The following is a 14,894-nucleotide window of genomic DNA, read 5'->3' on the forward strand; positions in this document are numbered from 1 at the left end:
TGGGCGGAAAGGGACTGCTGTGGCACGTTTCCTGTCCATCACGCTGACCGGACGTGGGGTGTCGTGCCGGGCGCGGCTGCTCGACGAGCAGGCGCCCCTGACCTGCGCCGTGGTCTGGGAAGCGTTGCCCGTCGCCGGCCAGGCCTATCACGGCAAATATGCCCGCAACGAGGTCTACACGCTGTTGCCGCCGTTGGGCTCCCCGGGCCGGGAAAACACCACGGTCACACCGATCCCCGGCGACGTCTGCTTCTTCGACTTCGACGCCGGTGACATCGGCAACCCCGCCTATGGCTACGACGAAGGCGGGCAGGCGAATTCACCGCTGGGCGCCACCGACCTGGCGATCTTCTACGGCCGCAACAACCTGTTGGTCAACGGCGATGTCGGGTGGGTGCCCGGCAATGTCTTCGCCACCATCGAGGACGGCCTGACCGAGATGGCCGCCGCCTGCAACGACTTGTGGATGGCCGGTGCGGTTGGCGAGAAGCTGGCCTTCGCGCGGGCTTAGCCCAAGACCCGCTCGGCGAACAAACCGGCCGCCAGCACCAGATCGTCGCTGTGCCGCGGACCGATGATCTGCAAGCCGATCGGCAGGCCCTCCGACGTGGCACCGATCGGGATGCTCAGCGCCGGCTGTTGAGTCATGTTGAACGGGTAGGTGAACGGCGTCCACTGAGCCCACCACCGCATGCCGGAATCGATCGGAACGTCATGGCCGGCGGCGAAGGCCGCAATCGGGGTGGTCGGTGTGATCAGCAGATTGTGCCGTTCGTGGAACCGTCCCATGGCCACGCCCAGATCCACACAGACCTGCCGGGCCGCCAGGTAGTCAACGCCGGAAACCGCGGCCCCCCGATCCCACATGTCGGCCAGTCCGGGATCGACGAGCCCGCGGTCGCTTTCGCGGCCGCGCAGGCTGCCGGCCGCACCGGTTGCCCACAGCACCTCGAAGGCGTCGATCGGATCGGAGAAACCGGGGTCGGCCGCCAGGACGTTCAGCCCGGCATCGGCGAGCGCTTGGACCGCCTCGGCCACCGCGGACTCGATCTGTGGGTCGACGTCGACGTATCCCAGCGCCGGCGAATACGCGACGTCGAGACCGACCACGTCGCGGCGGAGCTCACCGCGGTAGGTGGTCAGCGTCGGCGGAAGCGACGTGGGGTCGCGGTGATCGGGCAACGCGATGATGTCCAACAGCATGGCGGCATCCTCGACGGTCCGGGTGATCGGCCCGGCGTGCGCCAGCGGCCCGAACGGGCTGATCGGATACATCGGCACCCGTCCGTGGGTGGGTTTGAAGCCGACCACCCCGCAGAAGCTCGCGGGGATGCGGATGCTGCCGCCGCCGTCGGTGCCGATCGCCAGCGGCGCCATCCCGGCGGCGACCGCGGCGGCGCTGCCGCCCGAGGAGCCCCCCGCGGTGCGCGTGGTATCGGCGGGGTTGCGGGTGATGCCGGTCCGCGGGCTGTCGGTCACGCCTTTCCATGCCAGTTCCGGGGTGGTGGTCTTGCCGAGCAGCACCATGCCGTCATTGCGGACCTTGTCCACCGCCGGGCTGTCGTCGGGCCACGGCCCCGCCGGATCGGCGAGCAGCGATCCCCGCAGGGTCGGCCAACCGGCGGTGTGGAAGACGTCTTTGACTGCGATCGGCACTCCGTCGAGCAGGCCCTTGGTGTAGTTGCCGCCCCAGCGGACCTCGGACTGGCGGGCCTCGGAGAGCGCGGCCTCTTCGTCGACCAGACAGAAGGCGTTGACCTCGCCGTCGCGTTCGCCGATCGCCGCGAGGGCGGCCGCGGTGGCTTCCACCGGTGACAGCTCGCCGGAGGTGTACGCGGCGACCAGTTGCAGGGCGGTCAATTCGGTGGGGTCAGTCATGCGACGCCTCCTTAACCGGTTCCGCTCGCCGCCGACACGCGGCGCTTGTCGACGACGTTGTGCAGGGGTTGTCCGGACATATACCGGTGAAAATTGGCAACGAACTGCTGCTGCAACGTGTTTCGCCAACCCCTGATGTCACCACTGTTGTGGGGCGTCAGGCGTACATTGGGGGCGCTCCACAACGGATGGTCGGCTGGAAGGGGCTCCGGGTCGACGACATCGAGGGCCGCGCCGGCAATGACACCGACCTGCAGCGCCGCCACCAGCGCGCCGGTGTCGACCAGCTCGCCGCGGCCCACGTTGATCAGTCGCGCCGTCGGCCGCATTGCGTCAAGCACGCCGGCATCGACCATGCCCCGGGTCTGCGGCGTCAATGGCGCCGCCAGCACCACATAGTCGGCGTCGGTGACCGCGGCGAGCAGATCCGTGGTGATCGCGCCGAAGTCGGGATCCTCGCGGGCGCCGCGTCCGACACCGCGCACCGACATTCCGGTCGCACGCAGCAACCGGGCGATGGCCCGCCCGACGGGTCCTGGCCCGACGATCGTGACCGACGCCCCGGCAATCGGCTCGCTGTCGAAGTGCTCCCACCGCTGGACACGCTGAGCGTCCCAGGACCGCCGGAAGTCCTTGGCGAAGGCCAGGATCTGCCCCAGCACATATTCGGCTATGGGCTCCTCGAAGATGCCGCGGGAATTGGTGACGACGACATCGCTGTCGATCAGCTCGTCGAACAGCACCGCGTCCACCCCGATGGCGGCAACCTGAACCCAGCGCAACGCGTCTGCCGAAGGCCATACCGATTTCAGTGCGGGAGAAGAGAAATCGTATAGGAACAGCACGTCGGCGCCGACGATTCCGTCGGCCAGCCGCGACGACGGAACCATGCGCAGCTCCGCATCTGCGCTGATCGAATCGAGTTGGGCGGGAACCGACTCGCCGTGCTGGACGGTCACCACCGGCCGCGCGTCCACATTGACACCGTAAAAACAGATCGTATGATTGTCAACAATCCAGGGCTGTCCTGGGGGTGGAACGTCGGTATGGGGAAACCCATGGATCTGTCCCTCTTGCCGGACTTCGACGGGCCGGTCGATCAGCGCGGTGTCGGCATCATCGCGCCGTTCGATCTGGCCATCGAACGCGAACTGTGGCGCTGGATCCCCGCCGAGGTGACCCTGCATCTGGCACGCACCCACTACGAACCGGTCCCGGTGAGCCGGGCCATGGCCGAACTGGTGTCCGACACCAACCACCTACAGGCGGCAACCCGCGACGTGCTGCACGTCGAGCCGGAGGTAGTCGCCTACCTGTGCGCGTCGGGCAGCTTCATTCACGGCGTCGAGTACGAGAAGACGCTGGTCACTGCGATCGAAGCCGCCGGCGCCAAGGCAGCGGTCACCACGTCGGGAGCACTGGCTGAAGCGATTATCGCGCTGGACATCTCGCGGATCAGCGTGCTGACCCCCTACGACGAGGAGCTGACCGACCTGCTGCGAGTGTTCTTGAACCAGCTCGGGGTCAGCGTGCTGCATTCGGATCATCTGGGCCTGGGCGGCGGGATCTGGAAGGTCAACTACCGCACGGTGGCCGAACGGATCCTGGCCGCGGACCGCCCGGATTCGCAGGCCATCTTCGTCAGCTGCACCAACCTGCGGACCTACGACATCATCGCTCCCCTGGAGCAGATGCTGGGCAAGCCGATACTGACGGCCAACCAACTGACGATGTGGGCGTGTTTGGGCCGGATGGACCTGCCGATGATGGGTCCAGGGCGGTGGCTCCGCGACGTCTTCACCGGAGCCCCGCAATGACCGCCACCCAACCGACCGTCGGGTTCATCTATCCCGACCACGCCGCCGAGTCCGACTATCCGCGCGCCGCCCACTTGCTGGGTGTGCACCTGCCGGTGGCGCACATCTACGGCACCGACTTGCACGCCGTGCCGGAGCTGATGGATCTCGGCAGCCCGGACAAACTCGCCTGGGGAGCGGCGCTGCTGGCGCCGCAGCGGCCCGCCGCGGTGGTCTGGGCATGCACTTCGGGCAGCTTTGTATTCGGGCCCTCCGGCGCCGCCGAGCAGGTCGATCGGCTGGCAACGGAAGCCGGCGTGCCCGCCTCGAGCACGTCGTTCGCCTTCGTGCACGCCCTGGCCGCGCTCGGCTGTCGCCACGTCGCGGTGGCGGCCAGCTATCCGCGCGAGATCGCCGAGCTGTTCGTGAATTTCGTTGCCGCCCACGGTGTCACCGTCGAAGCCATGGGCGATGCCGGCATCCCCACCGCCGCACAGGTGGGCCGGCTGACACCAAGCGACGTGCGGGAATTGGCGCTGCGCAATGACTCACCCCGAGCAGACGCACTGTTGATCCCCGACACCGCCATGCACACCGTCGACCAAATCGACGCGCTCGAGCGACTGCTCGGCAAGCCGGTCCTGACCGCCAATGCGGTGACGGTGTGGGAAGGTTTGCGCATCGCCGGGATAACCCGGCGGACTACCGGGCTGGGCGCATTGTTCGAGGATGGGCGATGACAATCTCACATGATGCCGGGTTCGAGCCGTTGAGCCGGCCCTCGACGGCCGAACTGATCGCCGAACGGCTCCGGGAGGCGATCACCCGCGGCCGGCTGGCACCGGGTCAACAACTCGGCGAAGCGAGCCTGGCCGCGCAGTTCGCGGTGTCGCGCGGCCCGCTACGTGAGGCGATGCAGCGACTGGTGGCCGAAGGGTTGCTGCGCAGTGAACGCAACCGGGGCATCTTCGTCGTCGAACTCACCGATGACGATGTCCGCGACGTGTACCAGGCCCGCAAGGCCATCGAACGCGCCGCCGTGATCGAAGTGCTGCGCGGTGACCCCCGCGTCGCGGCTGCGCGGCTGCGTGGCCCGGTGGAAGCCCTGCGTGTTGCCGCCTCCCGAGGCGACGGCGCCGCGGCGGCCGATGCCGACCAGGAGTTTCACGAGGTGTTGGTCGACTGCGCCGGCAGTCCTCGACTGCACCGCGCGATGCGGACGCTGCTGTCGGAAACACGAATCCTGCTCGGCGAACTCGAAGAGGCCTATCCCGACCTGCGCGAGCAGGTCACCGAACATGTCGTGCTGCGCAAGGCGATCGGCGCCGGAGACGAAGAACTAGCGATCCGGCTGATCGACGAACACATGGACGATGCGGTGCGCCGCCTGTTGGCGCGGAGAGGACAGCTACTTCTGGCGCCGTCGTAGCTGCTAGCCGATCTGGTCGCCGATCTCTTTGGCCGCCTCGACCAGCACACCGGCCACCCCTCGGTACTGTGAGCTGCTCAGTCGGTGAACGGGCGCAGCGGCGTTGAGTGCCAGCAGCACACCTGGGGCGCGCGTGGGGATGGGGACCGCGACTGAGGCGACTCCTTCTTCACTCCCCTCCCGGTTCACCGCGTACCCCTGTTGTCGTATCCGACTGAGCTCGCGTTGCAGCTCCGTCCTGGTGCCGACCGAATGTGCCGTCACGCGCTCCAGCGCATCGTCCGGGTACAGATGGGCAATGTCGACATCAGACAGGCGCGCCAGCAGCGCCTTGCCGGTCGAGGTGCAGTGCGCGGGCATGGTGCGCCCGAGCCTTGAGGCAACCCGAACGGCAGCCGGCCCCTCGGCGGCTGCGATGAAGCGAACCCTGGCGCCCTCGAGCATTCCCAGATGGACCGACTCGTTGAGGCGTTCACTGAGGCGGAGCAGGACCGGCTTTGCCGCATTCTCGATATCGATGCGGTTGAACACCGAAAACGCCACGCTCATCAGCGCCGGCCCGGGGTGATACGCCTTCGACACCGGATCCTGGCGCACGAAGCCCCGGTATTGCAGCATGGCCAACAGGCGATGGGCCGTCGAGGATGCGACGCCCAAGTGCTTCGCCGCGTCGGTCAAACGGATCTGCGGCTGCTCTCCCAGCAGCAGCAGAAGCTTCAGCGCCCTGTCCACCGACCCGATCGGATACTGCGGCACGCCCCACTCCGGAGCCGCGGCGCCGGCGCCGTCGGCAGTGGCCCGGAGAAGCTCATCGCTCTGCATACCAGAGATCGTACTCAGCGTTGTTGACCTTTAATCCGTCGTCCTGGCAAAGTTTTCTGCACGCCCCGAAAAGATTTCTCTGCATACCAGACATCGCGGGCCTTCAAGACTGGAGACGCATCGATGAGTGATCACCGTCATGTCCTCGACGAGGTCCGGCGGGGAATGATCCCAGCGCACATCTACAACGACGCCGAGATCTTCGAACTCGAGAAGGAGCGGCTCTTCCGTCGCGCCTGGATGTTCGTGGCGCATGAGTCGGAGATCCCCCAAGACGGCGACTACGTGGTGCGACGCCTGCTCAACGACTCCTTCATCATTGCGCGCGACTCCAAGGGCGACGTGCGGGCCATGTTCAACATGTGCCTGCATCGCGGGATGCAGATCTGCCGCGCCGAGATGGGCAACGCCTCCAATTTCCGCTGCCCCTACCACGGCTGGTCGTATCGAAACGACGGGCGCATCACCGGCCTGCCCTTCCACCAAGAGGCTTATGGCGGCGAGGCCGGCTTCTCCAAGCGCGGTCAGACGCTGTTGCCGGCACCGAGCCTGGCCAGTTACAACGGGATGATCTTCATCAGCCTTGATCCCCAGGCTCCGCCGCTCGAAGAGTTTCTCGGCGACTTCAAGTTCTATCTCGACTTCTACACCAAGCAGAGTCGCAGCGGTCTCGAGGTGCGCGGCCCGCAACGATGGCGCATCAAAGCGAACTGGAAGATCGGCGTCGAGAACTTCGCCGGGGACATGTATCACACCCCGCATACCCACGCCTCTGTCGTCGATATCGGGCTGTTTCGTGAACCGAAGGCGCAGAAGCGTAAAGACGGTGCGACCTACTGGGCGACCTGCGGCGGCGGTACGACCTACAAGCTGCCGCCCGGCAACTTTGAGGAACGGATGCGCTATGTCGGCTACCCCGACGAGATGGTGGGGCGAATCAAGGACGTATGGTCCACCGACCATCAGCGCATGGTCGCCGACGACGGCTTCATGATCTCAGCGGCATCGTGCTTTCCCAATATGAGCCTGGTGCACAACTGGCCGAAGATTCAAGACAGCGAAGATGTGTTGCCGTTCATATCGATTCGTACCTGGCAGCCGATCAGTGAGAACGAAACCGAGGTGTACTCGTGGTTCGCGGTCGACGCGGCCGCCCCCGAGCAGTTCAAGAAGGACTCGTATAAGGCCTACCTGATGTGCTTTGGCTCCACGGGCATGTTCGAACAGGATGACGTGGAGAACTGGGTGTCGCTGACCAACACCGCTGCCGGCTCCATGGCCCGTCAACTGTTGCTCAACGGACGGATGGGGCTGCTTGCCGACGACACCCCGGTGGTCAATGCGTTACCGCCGGAGCTGTTCCATGGCCCAGGCACCGCTCAAGTCGGCTACAACGAGAACAATCAGCGGGCGATCCTTCGGTTGTGGGCCGATCACCTCCAGATGGCCCCGGTAGCGACGGACACCGCAGCCATGGGTACGCAGCGCGACGGAATCACCCCCCTGGTGCAGACCAACGGCACGTCGGCATGCGAGACAGCCTGCGAGGAGGCCCGGGTATGACATCCACCGAGAAGAGTCAGCGGCCCGGGTTCGCCCGACCGAAAGATGCCGGCGGACCGTGGGAGCTGGCAGTTCTGGGTGATCATGCGCCGAAGACGGTCCGCAGCGGTAAACCCTTGCCGTTCAACGATGCCCGCCACCTGCAGGCACATCAGTTCTTGGTCGACGAGGCCTACCTGCTCGACGCACAGCAGTACACCGAATGGCTCGACACCCTCACCGAGGACATCCATTACTTCATGCCTGTGCGGGTGACCACCGCCTCGGGCGCTGGATTCGACACTTCGCCCGGCATGGCCCATTTCGACGAGAACAAATACTCGCTGAACCGGCGCGTCGCGCGCTTTGCGACCGAGCACGCCTGGACCGAAGATCCTCCGTCGCGGCTGCGCCATCACATCACCAATGTCCGTACCTTTGCCTGCGATGACGACCAACACCTGATCGTCGAGTCGGCTGAGCTGCTCTTCCGCAGCCGCGGCGATGTGAACGAGGCGGCGTTCGTCTCCTGCGGCCGTGAAGATCTACTGCGGCGCACTGATGACCAATGGAAGTTGGCGCGGCGCACCATCTATGTCGATGAGTCGGTCCTGCGCATGCAGAACTTGGCGGTCTTCCTGTGAGCGCACTCGACGACCTCATGGCTAATGCGGTCGGTGACGCAATAACCATCGCCAACGAATTCACCGAAGTGACGCTGCACCGGATCGATACCCGCAACGGTTCGCGGCTGCTGATCACGTCGCCGAAGTCGGGACAGTGGATCAGTCTCGACGCCCTGGAACTTGAGGCATTGACCTGGCAGAACGCCTACACTCTGGCCGCGATGGTCGGCAACATGCATCAACCGCTGCTCTGCGACGACAGTGACCTGCCATGACGGGATGGCTGGACGGAAAACGGGCGCTGGTCGTCGGGGCTGGCTCAGGCATCGGCCGAGCAGTCGTTGACGCCTATCTCGACGAGGGAGCCCAGGTCGCGGTGTTGGAACGCGATCCGGCGAAGTGCGCCGCCTTGGCAAGGCAATTGCCGGGACTTCCGGTCACCGAGGGAGACGCAACGACAGCCGAGGCCAACAAACGCGCTGTCGCAGCAGCCGTCGCCGCGTTCGGCGGCCTGGACACGCTGGTCAACTGCGTCGGGATCTTCGACTTCTACAAGGGAATCACCGACATCTCCGCCGAAGAGCTGGCGCCGGCCTTCGACGAAATGTTCACGACGAACGTGCTGAGTCAGCTGCAGTCGGTGAAGGCCGCCGTCCCGGCGCTGCAAGCCCAGGAGCGCTCGTCGATCGTCCTCACCGAGTCGGCGTCGTCGTTCTATCCGGGCCGCGGCGGCGTGCTCTACGTCGCGTCGAAGTTCGCCGTTCGCGGCCTGGTCGCGACCCTCGCCTACGAACTCGCGCCGCACATCCGGGTCAACGGTGTTGCACCAGGCGGAACGTTGAACACCGACCTGCGCGGTCTGCGCAACCTGTCGCTGGACCATATCCGCCTCGACGACACCCCTGACCGGGCACGCGACCTTGCGGCACGCACGCCCCTCAATGTCGCACTCACTCCGCAGGACCACGCCTGGAGCTACGTCTTCCTGGCTTCAGACCGGTCCCGCGGCATCACGGCCGGGACTACACATCCCGACGGCGGATTCGGAATGACTACCGGGGGTACCGCGTGACCGGCGACGACCTGGCGCCGCTGCGGCTAGAGGTTGCCCAGGCGTGCCGAGTCGCTGCCGCCCGCGGCCTGGTGGACGGAATTCTCGGACACATCAGTGCCCGGATCGACGACGAACACCTACTCGTGCGGTGTCGCAGCGACTCTGACGACGGCGTTGCCTTCACTCGGCCCGACGACATTCGGCTCATCCGCTTCGACGGAACCCCCGGTATCGCAGGGGAATTAGACGGGTATCGGGTACCCAACGAGTTGCCGATTCACGTCGAGACGCTGCTGGCACATCCCGAACACCGGGCGGTGGCCCACCTGCATCCGGCGGCCGTCGTGGCCGCCGACCTGGCGGGCATCACGATAGAACCCCTCTACGGGGCTTTCGACATCCCCGGCGCATTGCTCGCGCGCCGCGGCGTCCCGGTGTACCCGAGGGCGGTGCTGATCCGCACCGCAGAACTCGGCAAGGAGATGGTCGCCGCCATGGCGGGCAAGCCGGTGGTGATCTGTCGCGGCCATGGAATCACCAGTGCCGCTGCCACGGTTCGCCAGGCCGTCCTGCAAGCGATAAGCCTGGACCAATTGGCTTCGATGTCACTGCGAGTGCGCTCCGCGGGCGGCGTGTGTAAGCCGATCGACGAGTCAGACTGGGCAGATCTGCCCGACCTCGGCCCCGCATTCACTGCGGATGCCGCCTGGCGCCATGAACTGGCCCGGCTGGAGTGGCGATGACCGGTCAGGCGGAGATCAGCGCGGAAATCGCGGCAATCCAGGCCGAGTACGAACGCGCCGGCATCGAGGAAAGTCAACCGAAGCTGGACTATCCGCCGTATCGCAGCAGCGTGCTTCGGCATCCGAAAAGTGCGCTGCACCTGGTAGACCCAGAGGGCGTCGAGCTCCGGGCGCCCTGTTTCGGCGAGTGCGACATCGCCCTCCCCGACGCGGATCTGACGATCCAGCACGCCGGCCCACCGATCGGTGAGCGCACCGTGGTGACCGGGCGGGTCCTCGACGGTGACGGCAGGCCGGTCCGCCGGCAACTCGTCGAGATCTGGCAGGCCAATGCCAGCGGGCGCTACATTCACCAGGGGGATCAGCATCCCGCGCCTTTGGACCCCAATTTCACCGGAGCGGGGCGTTGCCTCACCGACGACGACGGGGTCTACCGGTTCACCACGATCAAGCCCGGCCCCTACCCCTGGCGCAACCACCACAACGCCTGGCGTCCCGCCCACATCCACTTCTCCTTGTTCGGCCGTGAATTCACGCAGCGGATGATCACTCAGATGTATTTCCCCGGCGACCCGCTGTTCGCACTGGACCCGATCTATCAGTCGATCACCGACCAGAAAGCCCGCGATCGGCTCGTCGCGGTCTACGACCACGACATCACCAGCCACGAGTGGGCCACCGGCTATCGCTGGGACATCGTGCTCACCGGCCCAGCCGCAACGCCTTTCGAGGACCACGATGACTAAGCTGACGGCCACGCCCGGGCAGACCATCGGCCCGTTCTTCGGCTACGCATTGCCGTTCGACCGCGGCAACGAACTGGTACCTCCCGGCTCACCCGGCGCCATCCGGCTACACGGCACCGTCAGCGACGGCGCCGGTGCGCCCGTTCCCGATGCGCTGGTGGAGATCTGGCAGGCCGACGCGGACGGCGCTGCGCCGACCACCTCCGATTCACTTCGCCGCGACGGCTGCGCCTTCACCGGGTGGGGACGCGCCGCAACAGATGCCCACGGCCGCTACAGCTTCACGACGGTGAAACCAGGAGCACCCCAGCAGTCGACGCCATTTGTTGCCGTCACGATATTCGCGCGCGGCCTGCTGAACCGGTTGTTCACTCGTGCCTATCTGCCCGGCGATCAACTCCACGCAGACCGACTGTTGAACTCCGTTCCTGTTGACCGTCGCCATACCCTCATTGCGGTGCCCGAGGAGCATGGCTTTCGGTTCGACGTCAAGCTGCAGGGCGCCGACGAGACGATATTCCTGCGCTACCGGGAGCGGCCATGACCGACTTGTTGTGGCCCGGCGACCACCGGGCCGGACAGATTTTCAGCGATGCTGGGTACCTGGCGGCGATGGCGCAGGTCGAAAACGCTTGGCTCGGTGTGCTTGTCGACTCCGGCATCGCGCCGGCCTCGGCACGCGCCGACCTGACCGCAGCGATCTCGGCAGCTGACGTGGAAGCAGTGGCCGTAGCGGCCGAGGCGACCGGCAACCCGGTCCCCGGCGTCCTCGAATTGCTGCGCGAACGCACCGGCGGCGAACCGGCACACTGGCTGCACCGAGGCCTGACCAGCCAGGACGTCGTCGACACCGCACTGATGCTCTGCCTACGCGACGCACTGTGCCGAGTTCGCAGCGAACTCGGCACGCAGGTGCGCGCCCTGGCCGCCCTGGCCAAGACTTACCGTGACAGCCCGATGCTTGCCCGCACGTTGACCCAGCCCGCGTTGCCCACCACGGTCGGCATGAAGATTGCCCACTGGCTCACCGGCCTTTTGGATGGCGCCGACTGTGTCACCGCCCTGCCGCAGCTGTCGGTGCAGGCCGGCGGTGCCGCGGGAACTATGGCCGCTGCCACCGAGTTAGCCGGCTCACCCATCAACGCCATGAGCCTGTCCGGGCGACTGGCCACAGCTCTTGGCCTGGCCGACAGCCCGCCATGGCACACCACTCGGTCAGTCATCACCCGCGTGGGCGACGCGCTGGTGACCTGTTGCGACGCCTGGTCCCACATCGCCAACGACGTCGCGGCAAGCAGCAGGCCCGAGATCGGTGAACTGACCGAGGGCCGCGGCGGTGGTTCGTCGACGATGCCGCACAAGAACAATCCGGTGTTATCCGTACTGATCCGCCGTGCTGGGTTGGTGGCACCGTCGCTGGCCGCCAGCTTGCACACCGCTTCGGCCGCCAGCGTCGATGAGCGCTCCGACGGCGGCTGGCACGCCGAATGGGCAGCCCTGCGGACCCTGTCCCGCTCTGCCGTGGCAGCTGCGGCGCAGACCACCGACCTGGTCGCCGGGCTGGTCATCGACACCGATCGCGCCGCGGCGAACCTTGCCGCCGCCGGCGACCTGCTCGGGGAGCAGCGGGCGATGACTGAGTTGACCGGGCAGACCGCTCGCAGCGACTACACCGGGGCGGCAAGCCATCTCATCGACGCCGTGCTGCAACGCGCGCACCACCACCTGATGGAGGCAACATGAGCGTGCCGCGGCTGGTCGGCACCGACTTCGGCGGACCGCAGGACGCGGACTTGCTCCTGCTCGGACCATCCCTGGGTACCTCGGCAATTGCCCTCTGGGGCTTGGCCGCTGAACAACTCGCCGAACGTCTGCGCGTCGTCGCGTGGGACCTTCCCGGCCACGGTCGCAGCCCGGCAGCTCCCTTCCGGATGCCGGACCTGGCGGCCGGCGTGCTGGCCTTGGTGGACGAGATCGCGCCGGGCGCGGCATTCCACTACGCCGGCAACTCCATCGGAGGCTCGGTCGGTTTGCAGCTGCTGCTCGATGCGCCCGAGCGGCTGTCGAGTGCCACGCTGCTGTGCACCGGCGCCACCATCGGCCGGGCCGAGGACTGGGCCACCCGAGCCGCCACCGTGCGAACCTCGGGCACCGGCGCCGTTGTCGAGGCATCGCTGCAGCGCTGGTTCGCCCCCGGTTTCACCGACCGAGCCCCCGAGCTGGTCGCCGCGTTGGTGGAAGCGTTGCGCGGCACCGACAACGAATCGTATGCCCAGGCCTGCGAGGCATTGGCCGATTTCGACGTGACCGCCCAACTCGGTCGGATCGCCGCACCGGTGTTGGCCGTTGCCGGATCCCATGATGGCGCCACTCCCCCAGAGTTGCTGGGCCAGATCGCTTCCGGTGTCCAACACGGTCGCCTGGTGGTGCTCGACGCCGTGGGCCACCTGGCACCCGTCGAAGCCCCCGAGGCGACCGCCAACCTCGTTCTCGACCATCTGATGGTGCGGGACCCGGTCTACACCGCGGGCATGTCGGTGCGACGTAACGTCCTCGGCGACACCCACGTCGACCGCACGGTCGCGCACACCACCGAGTTCACCGCCGACTTCCAGGAGCTGATCACTCGGTATGCGTGGGGCAGCATCTGGACCCGGGACGGCCTCGACCGACGCAGCCGCTCGATCGTCACCCTGACGGCCTTGGTGGCGCGGGGCCACCACGAGGAACTTGCCCTGCATCTGCGCGCGGCGCGCCGCAATGGCCTGAGCAACGACGAGATCAAAGAGGTGTTGTTGCAGACCGCCATCTATTGCGGTGTACCCGATGCCAATACCGCGTTCCGCATTGCCGCGCAGGTGCTCGCCGACTATGACGCCTCAGCGGGCGACGGGTGAGCCGCACGGAAATCTGCGACACCGCCGCCGATGCGCTGTCCGGAGTCTCCGACGGGGCGACGATTCTGGTAGGCGGCTTCGGCATGGCCGGGATGCCCACCGCGCTGGTCGACGCACTGATCGCCCAGGGAGCCGGCGATCTCACCATCGTCAGCAACAATGCGGGCAATGCCGATACCGGACTGGCGGCGCTGTTGGCCGCGGGCCGGGTGCGCAAGGTGATCTGTTCGTTTCCCCGCCAGTCCGATTCCTATGTGTTCGACGGCCTGTATCGCGCCGGCAAGATCGCTCTGGAGTTGGTACCTCAGGGCAACCTCGCCGAACGCATCCGCGCCGCCGGTGCGGGTATCGGTGCGTTCTACTGCCCCACCGGCGTTGGCACGCTGCTCACCGAGGGTAAGGAGATTCGGACCATCAACGGCCGAGATTACGCGCTGGAGTACCCCATTCACGGGGATGTCGCGCTGATCCGCGCTTATGTCGGCGACCGCGCGGGAAACCTGGTGTATCGCAAGACCGCCCGCAACTTCGGCCCGGTGATGGCCGCCGCCGCCACGCTGACCGTCGCCGAGGTGTCGCGTGTCGTCGAGACCGGCCAACTCGATCCCGAGGCGATTGTCACGCCGGGAATCTATGTCGACCGGATCCTGGAGACCAGCTCGTGACGCCAATCCCGGCGAGTGCGATCGAGCACGTTGAGCGCGGTCCCCTGACCCGCGACGAACTGGCCGCCGTCATCGCCCGGGACATCCCGGCGGGCTCGTACGTCAATCTCGGTATCGGGCAGCCCACGCTCGTCGCAGATCACCTGTCGCCCGAAGACGCCGTGGTACTGCACACCGAGAACGGCATGCTGGGCATGGGACCCGCGGCACGGGGCGAGGACATCGATCCCGACCTCACCAACGCCGGCAAGATACCGGTCACCGAGATGCCCGGGGCCTGCTACTTCCACCACGCCGATTCGTTCGCGATGATGCGCGGCGGGCACCTCGACGTGTGCGTGCTGGGAGCATTACAGGTCAGTCAGCACGGCGACCTGGCCAACTGGCACACCGGAGAACCGGGCGCGATCCCGGCCGTCGGCGGAGCCATGGACTTGGCGATCGGAGCCAAGAACGTCTTCGTGATGATGGACCTGTTCACCAAAGACGGTGCCGCCAAACTGGTTCCGTCGTGCAGTTATCCGCTGACCGGTCTGCGCTGCGTCAGCAGGGTCTATACCGAGTACGCCATCATCGACATCGACACCGCCGCCGGAACGATCCGGGCCCGCGAAACCTTCGGTACCACCCTCGCTGACCTGGCGGCGAGAGTGCCCGTCGATTTCAGCTAACCCCAGCAGCCCACCGCAGGTGTTC

18 protein-coding genes are annotated in these 14,894 nt (G+C 66.5%); 15 read left to right on the forward strand and 3 right to left on the reverse strand.

What is annotated here, in order from left to right; all coding sequences use genetic code 11:
- The first annotated feature begins 19 nt into the window (after positions 1–19).
- Positions 20–511 (forward strand): DUF3830 family protein, encoded by a 492-nt coding sequence (locus tag ABW16_RS11935; RefSeq protein WP_047319367.1) that lies wholly within the window; start codon positions 20–22, stop codon positions 509–511.
- On the opposite strand, the gene ABW16_RS11940 is transcribed toward ABW16_RS11935, so the two are convergent.
- Together ABW16_RS11940 and ABW16_RS11945 are read right to left on the reverse strand one after the other, a co-directional pair.
- Complete coding sequence (locus ABW16_RS11940; protein ID WP_047319368.1) at positions 508–1,878, reverse strand: amidase; 1,371 nt, start codon at positions 1,876–1,878, stop codon at positions 508–510. The two genes, ABW16_RS11935 and ABW16_RS11940, sit on opposite strands and share 4 nt — an antisense overlap.
- An 11-nt stretch (positions 1,879–1,889) precedes the next feature.
- The gene (locus tag ABW16_RS11945; RefSeq protein ID WP_047319369.1) at positions 1,890–2,855 is read right to left on the reverse strand and encodes a D-2-hydroxyacid dehydrogenase; all 966 of its coding nucleotides are present in this window, start codon (positions 2,853–2,855) and stop codon (positions 1,890–1,892) included.
- Positions 2,856–2,936: 81 nt separating this feature from the next.
- On the opposite strand from ABW16_RS11945, the gene ABW16_RS11950 reads away from it, so the two are divergent.
- Genes ABW16_RS11950 through ABW16_RS11960 form a run of 3 tightly spaced genes read left to right on the forward strand, consistent with a single transcriptional unit; the run spans position 2,937 to position 5,103 of the window.
- Positions 2,937–3,695, forward strand: a complete 759-nt coding sequence (locus ABW16_RS11950) for a maleate cis-trans isomerase family protein (RefSeq protein ID WP_047319370.1) — start codon at positions 2,937–2,939, stop codon at positions 3,693–3,695.
- Entirely contained in the window at positions 3,692–4,414 is a 723-nt protein-coding gene (locus ABW16_RS11955; protein WP_047319371.1) for a maleate cis-trans isomerase family protein, read from the forward strand. Before ABW16_RS11950 ends, ABW16_RS11955 begins: the two co-directional genes overlap by 4 nt.
- Complete coding sequence (locus tag ABW16_RS11960; RefSeq protein ID WP_047319372.1) at positions 4,411–5,103, forward strand: GntR family transcriptional regulator; 693 nt, start codon at positions 4,411–4,413, stop codon at positions 5,101–5,103. The genes ABW16_RS11955 and ABW16_RS11960 overlap by 4 nt, the downstream gene beginning before the upstream one ends.
- Positions 5,104–5,106: 3 nt before the next feature.
- On the opposite strand, the gene ABW16_RS11965 is transcribed toward ABW16_RS11960, so the two are convergent.
- Positions 5,107–5,925, reverse strand: coding sequence for an IclR family transcriptional regulator (locus ABW16_RS11965; RefSeq protein WP_047319373.1), 819 nt, complete (start codon positions 5,923–5,925; stop codon positions 5,107–5,109).
- A 123-nt stretch (positions 5,926–6,048) separates the two neighbouring features.
- Here ABW16_RS11965 and ABW16_RS11970 point away from each other — a divergent pair, with 123 nt between their 5' ends.
- The 11 genes from ABW16_RS11970 to ABW16_RS12020 are packed head-to-tail and all read left to right on the forward strand — an operon-like array spanning position 6,049 to position 14,869.
- Entirely contained in the window at positions 6,049–7,488 is a 1,440-nt protein-coding gene (locus tag ABW16_RS11970) for an aromatic ring-hydroxylating dioxygenase subunit alpha (protein ID WP_047319374.1), read from the forward strand.
- Positions 7,485–8,111, forward strand: a complete 627-nt coding sequence (locus tag ABW16_RS11975) for a 3-phenylpropionate/cinnamic acid dioxygenase subunit beta (protein WP_082134077.1) — start codon at positions 7,485–7,487, stop codon at positions 8,109–8,111. Before ABW16_RS11970 ends, ABW16_RS11975 begins: the two co-directional genes overlap by 4 nt.
- Before the next feature lie 17 nt (positions 8,112–8,128).
- Positions 8,129–8,368 (forward strand): hypothetical protein, encoded by a 240-nt coding sequence (locus ABW16_RS11980; protein WP_047319438.1) that lies wholly within the window; start codon positions 8,129–8,131, stop codon positions 8,366–8,368.
- Positions 8,365–9,165: a 3-(cis-5,6-dihydroxycyclohexa-1,3-dien-1-yl)propanoate dehydrogenase gene (gene hcaB, locus ABW16_RS11985; protein WP_047319375.1), complete on the forward strand. Its 801-nt coding sequence runs from the start codon at positions 8,365–8,367 to the stop codon at positions 9,163–9,165. The genes ABW16_RS11980 and hcaB overlap by 4 nt, the downstream gene beginning before the upstream one ends.
- Positions 9,162–9,890, forward strand: a complete 729-nt coding sequence (locus ABW16_RS11990; RefSeq protein WP_047319376.1) for a class II aldolase/adducin family protein — start codon at positions 9,162–9,164, stop codon at positions 9,888–9,890. Before hcaB ends, ABW16_RS11990 begins: the two co-directional genes overlap by 4 nt.
- A complete protein-coding gene (gene pcaH / locus ABW16_RS11995; protein WP_047319439.1) occupies positions 9,887–10,636 on the forward strand; it encodes a protocatechuate 3,4-dioxygenase subunit beta in 750 nt (249 codons plus the stop codon). The genes ABW16_RS11990 and pcaH overlap by 4 nt, the downstream gene beginning before the upstream one ends.
- Positions 10,629–11,180 carry a protocatechuate 3,4-dioxygenase subunit alpha gene (pcaG, locus tag ABW16_RS12000; RefSeq protein ID WP_047319377.1) on the forward strand — a complete coding sequence of 184 codons (552 nt, stop codon included), beginning with the start codon at positions 10,629–10,631 and terminating at the stop codon, positions 11,178–11,180. The genes pcaH and pcaG overlap by 8 nt, the downstream gene beginning before the upstream one ends.
- A complete protein-coding gene (gene pcaB, locus ABW16_RS12005) occupies positions 11,177–12,379 on the forward strand; it encodes a 3-carboxy-cis,cis-muconate cycloisomerase (RefSeq protein ID WP_047319378.1) in 1,203 nt (400 codons plus the stop codon). Before pcaG ends, pcaB begins: the two co-directional genes overlap by 4 nt.
- Positions 12,376–13,533 (forward strand): bifunctional 3-oxoadipate enol-lactonase/4-carboxymuconolactone decarboxylase PcaDC, encoded by a 1,158-nt coding sequence (gene pcaDC, locus ABW16_RS12010; protein ID WP_047319379.1) that lies wholly within the window; start codon positions 12,376–12,378, stop codon positions 13,531–13,533. The genes pcaB and pcaDC overlap by 4 nt, the downstream gene beginning before the upstream one ends.
- Complete coding sequence (locus ABW16_RS12015; RefSeq protein WP_047319380.1) at positions 13,530–14,198, forward strand: 3-oxoacid CoA-transferase subunit A; 669 nt, start codon at positions 13,530–13,532, stop codon at positions 14,196–14,198. Before pcaDC ends, ABW16_RS12015 begins: the two co-directional genes overlap by 4 nt.
- Positions 14,195–14,869, forward strand: a complete 675-nt coding sequence (locus tag ABW16_RS12020; protein ID WP_047319381.1) for a 3-oxoacid CoA-transferase subunit B — start codon at positions 14,195–14,197, stop codon at positions 14,867–14,869. The genes ABW16_RS12015 and ABW16_RS12020 overlap by 4 nt, the downstream gene beginning before the upstream one ends.
- Positions 14,870–14,894: the final 25 nt, after the last annotated feature.

Source organism: Mycolicibacter heraklionensis (genome assembly GCF_001021505.1).
In the GTDB taxonomy this organism is placed as follows: Bacteria; Actinomycetota; Actinomycetes; order Mycobacteriales; family Mycobacteriaceae; genus Mycobacterium; species Mycobacterium heraklionense.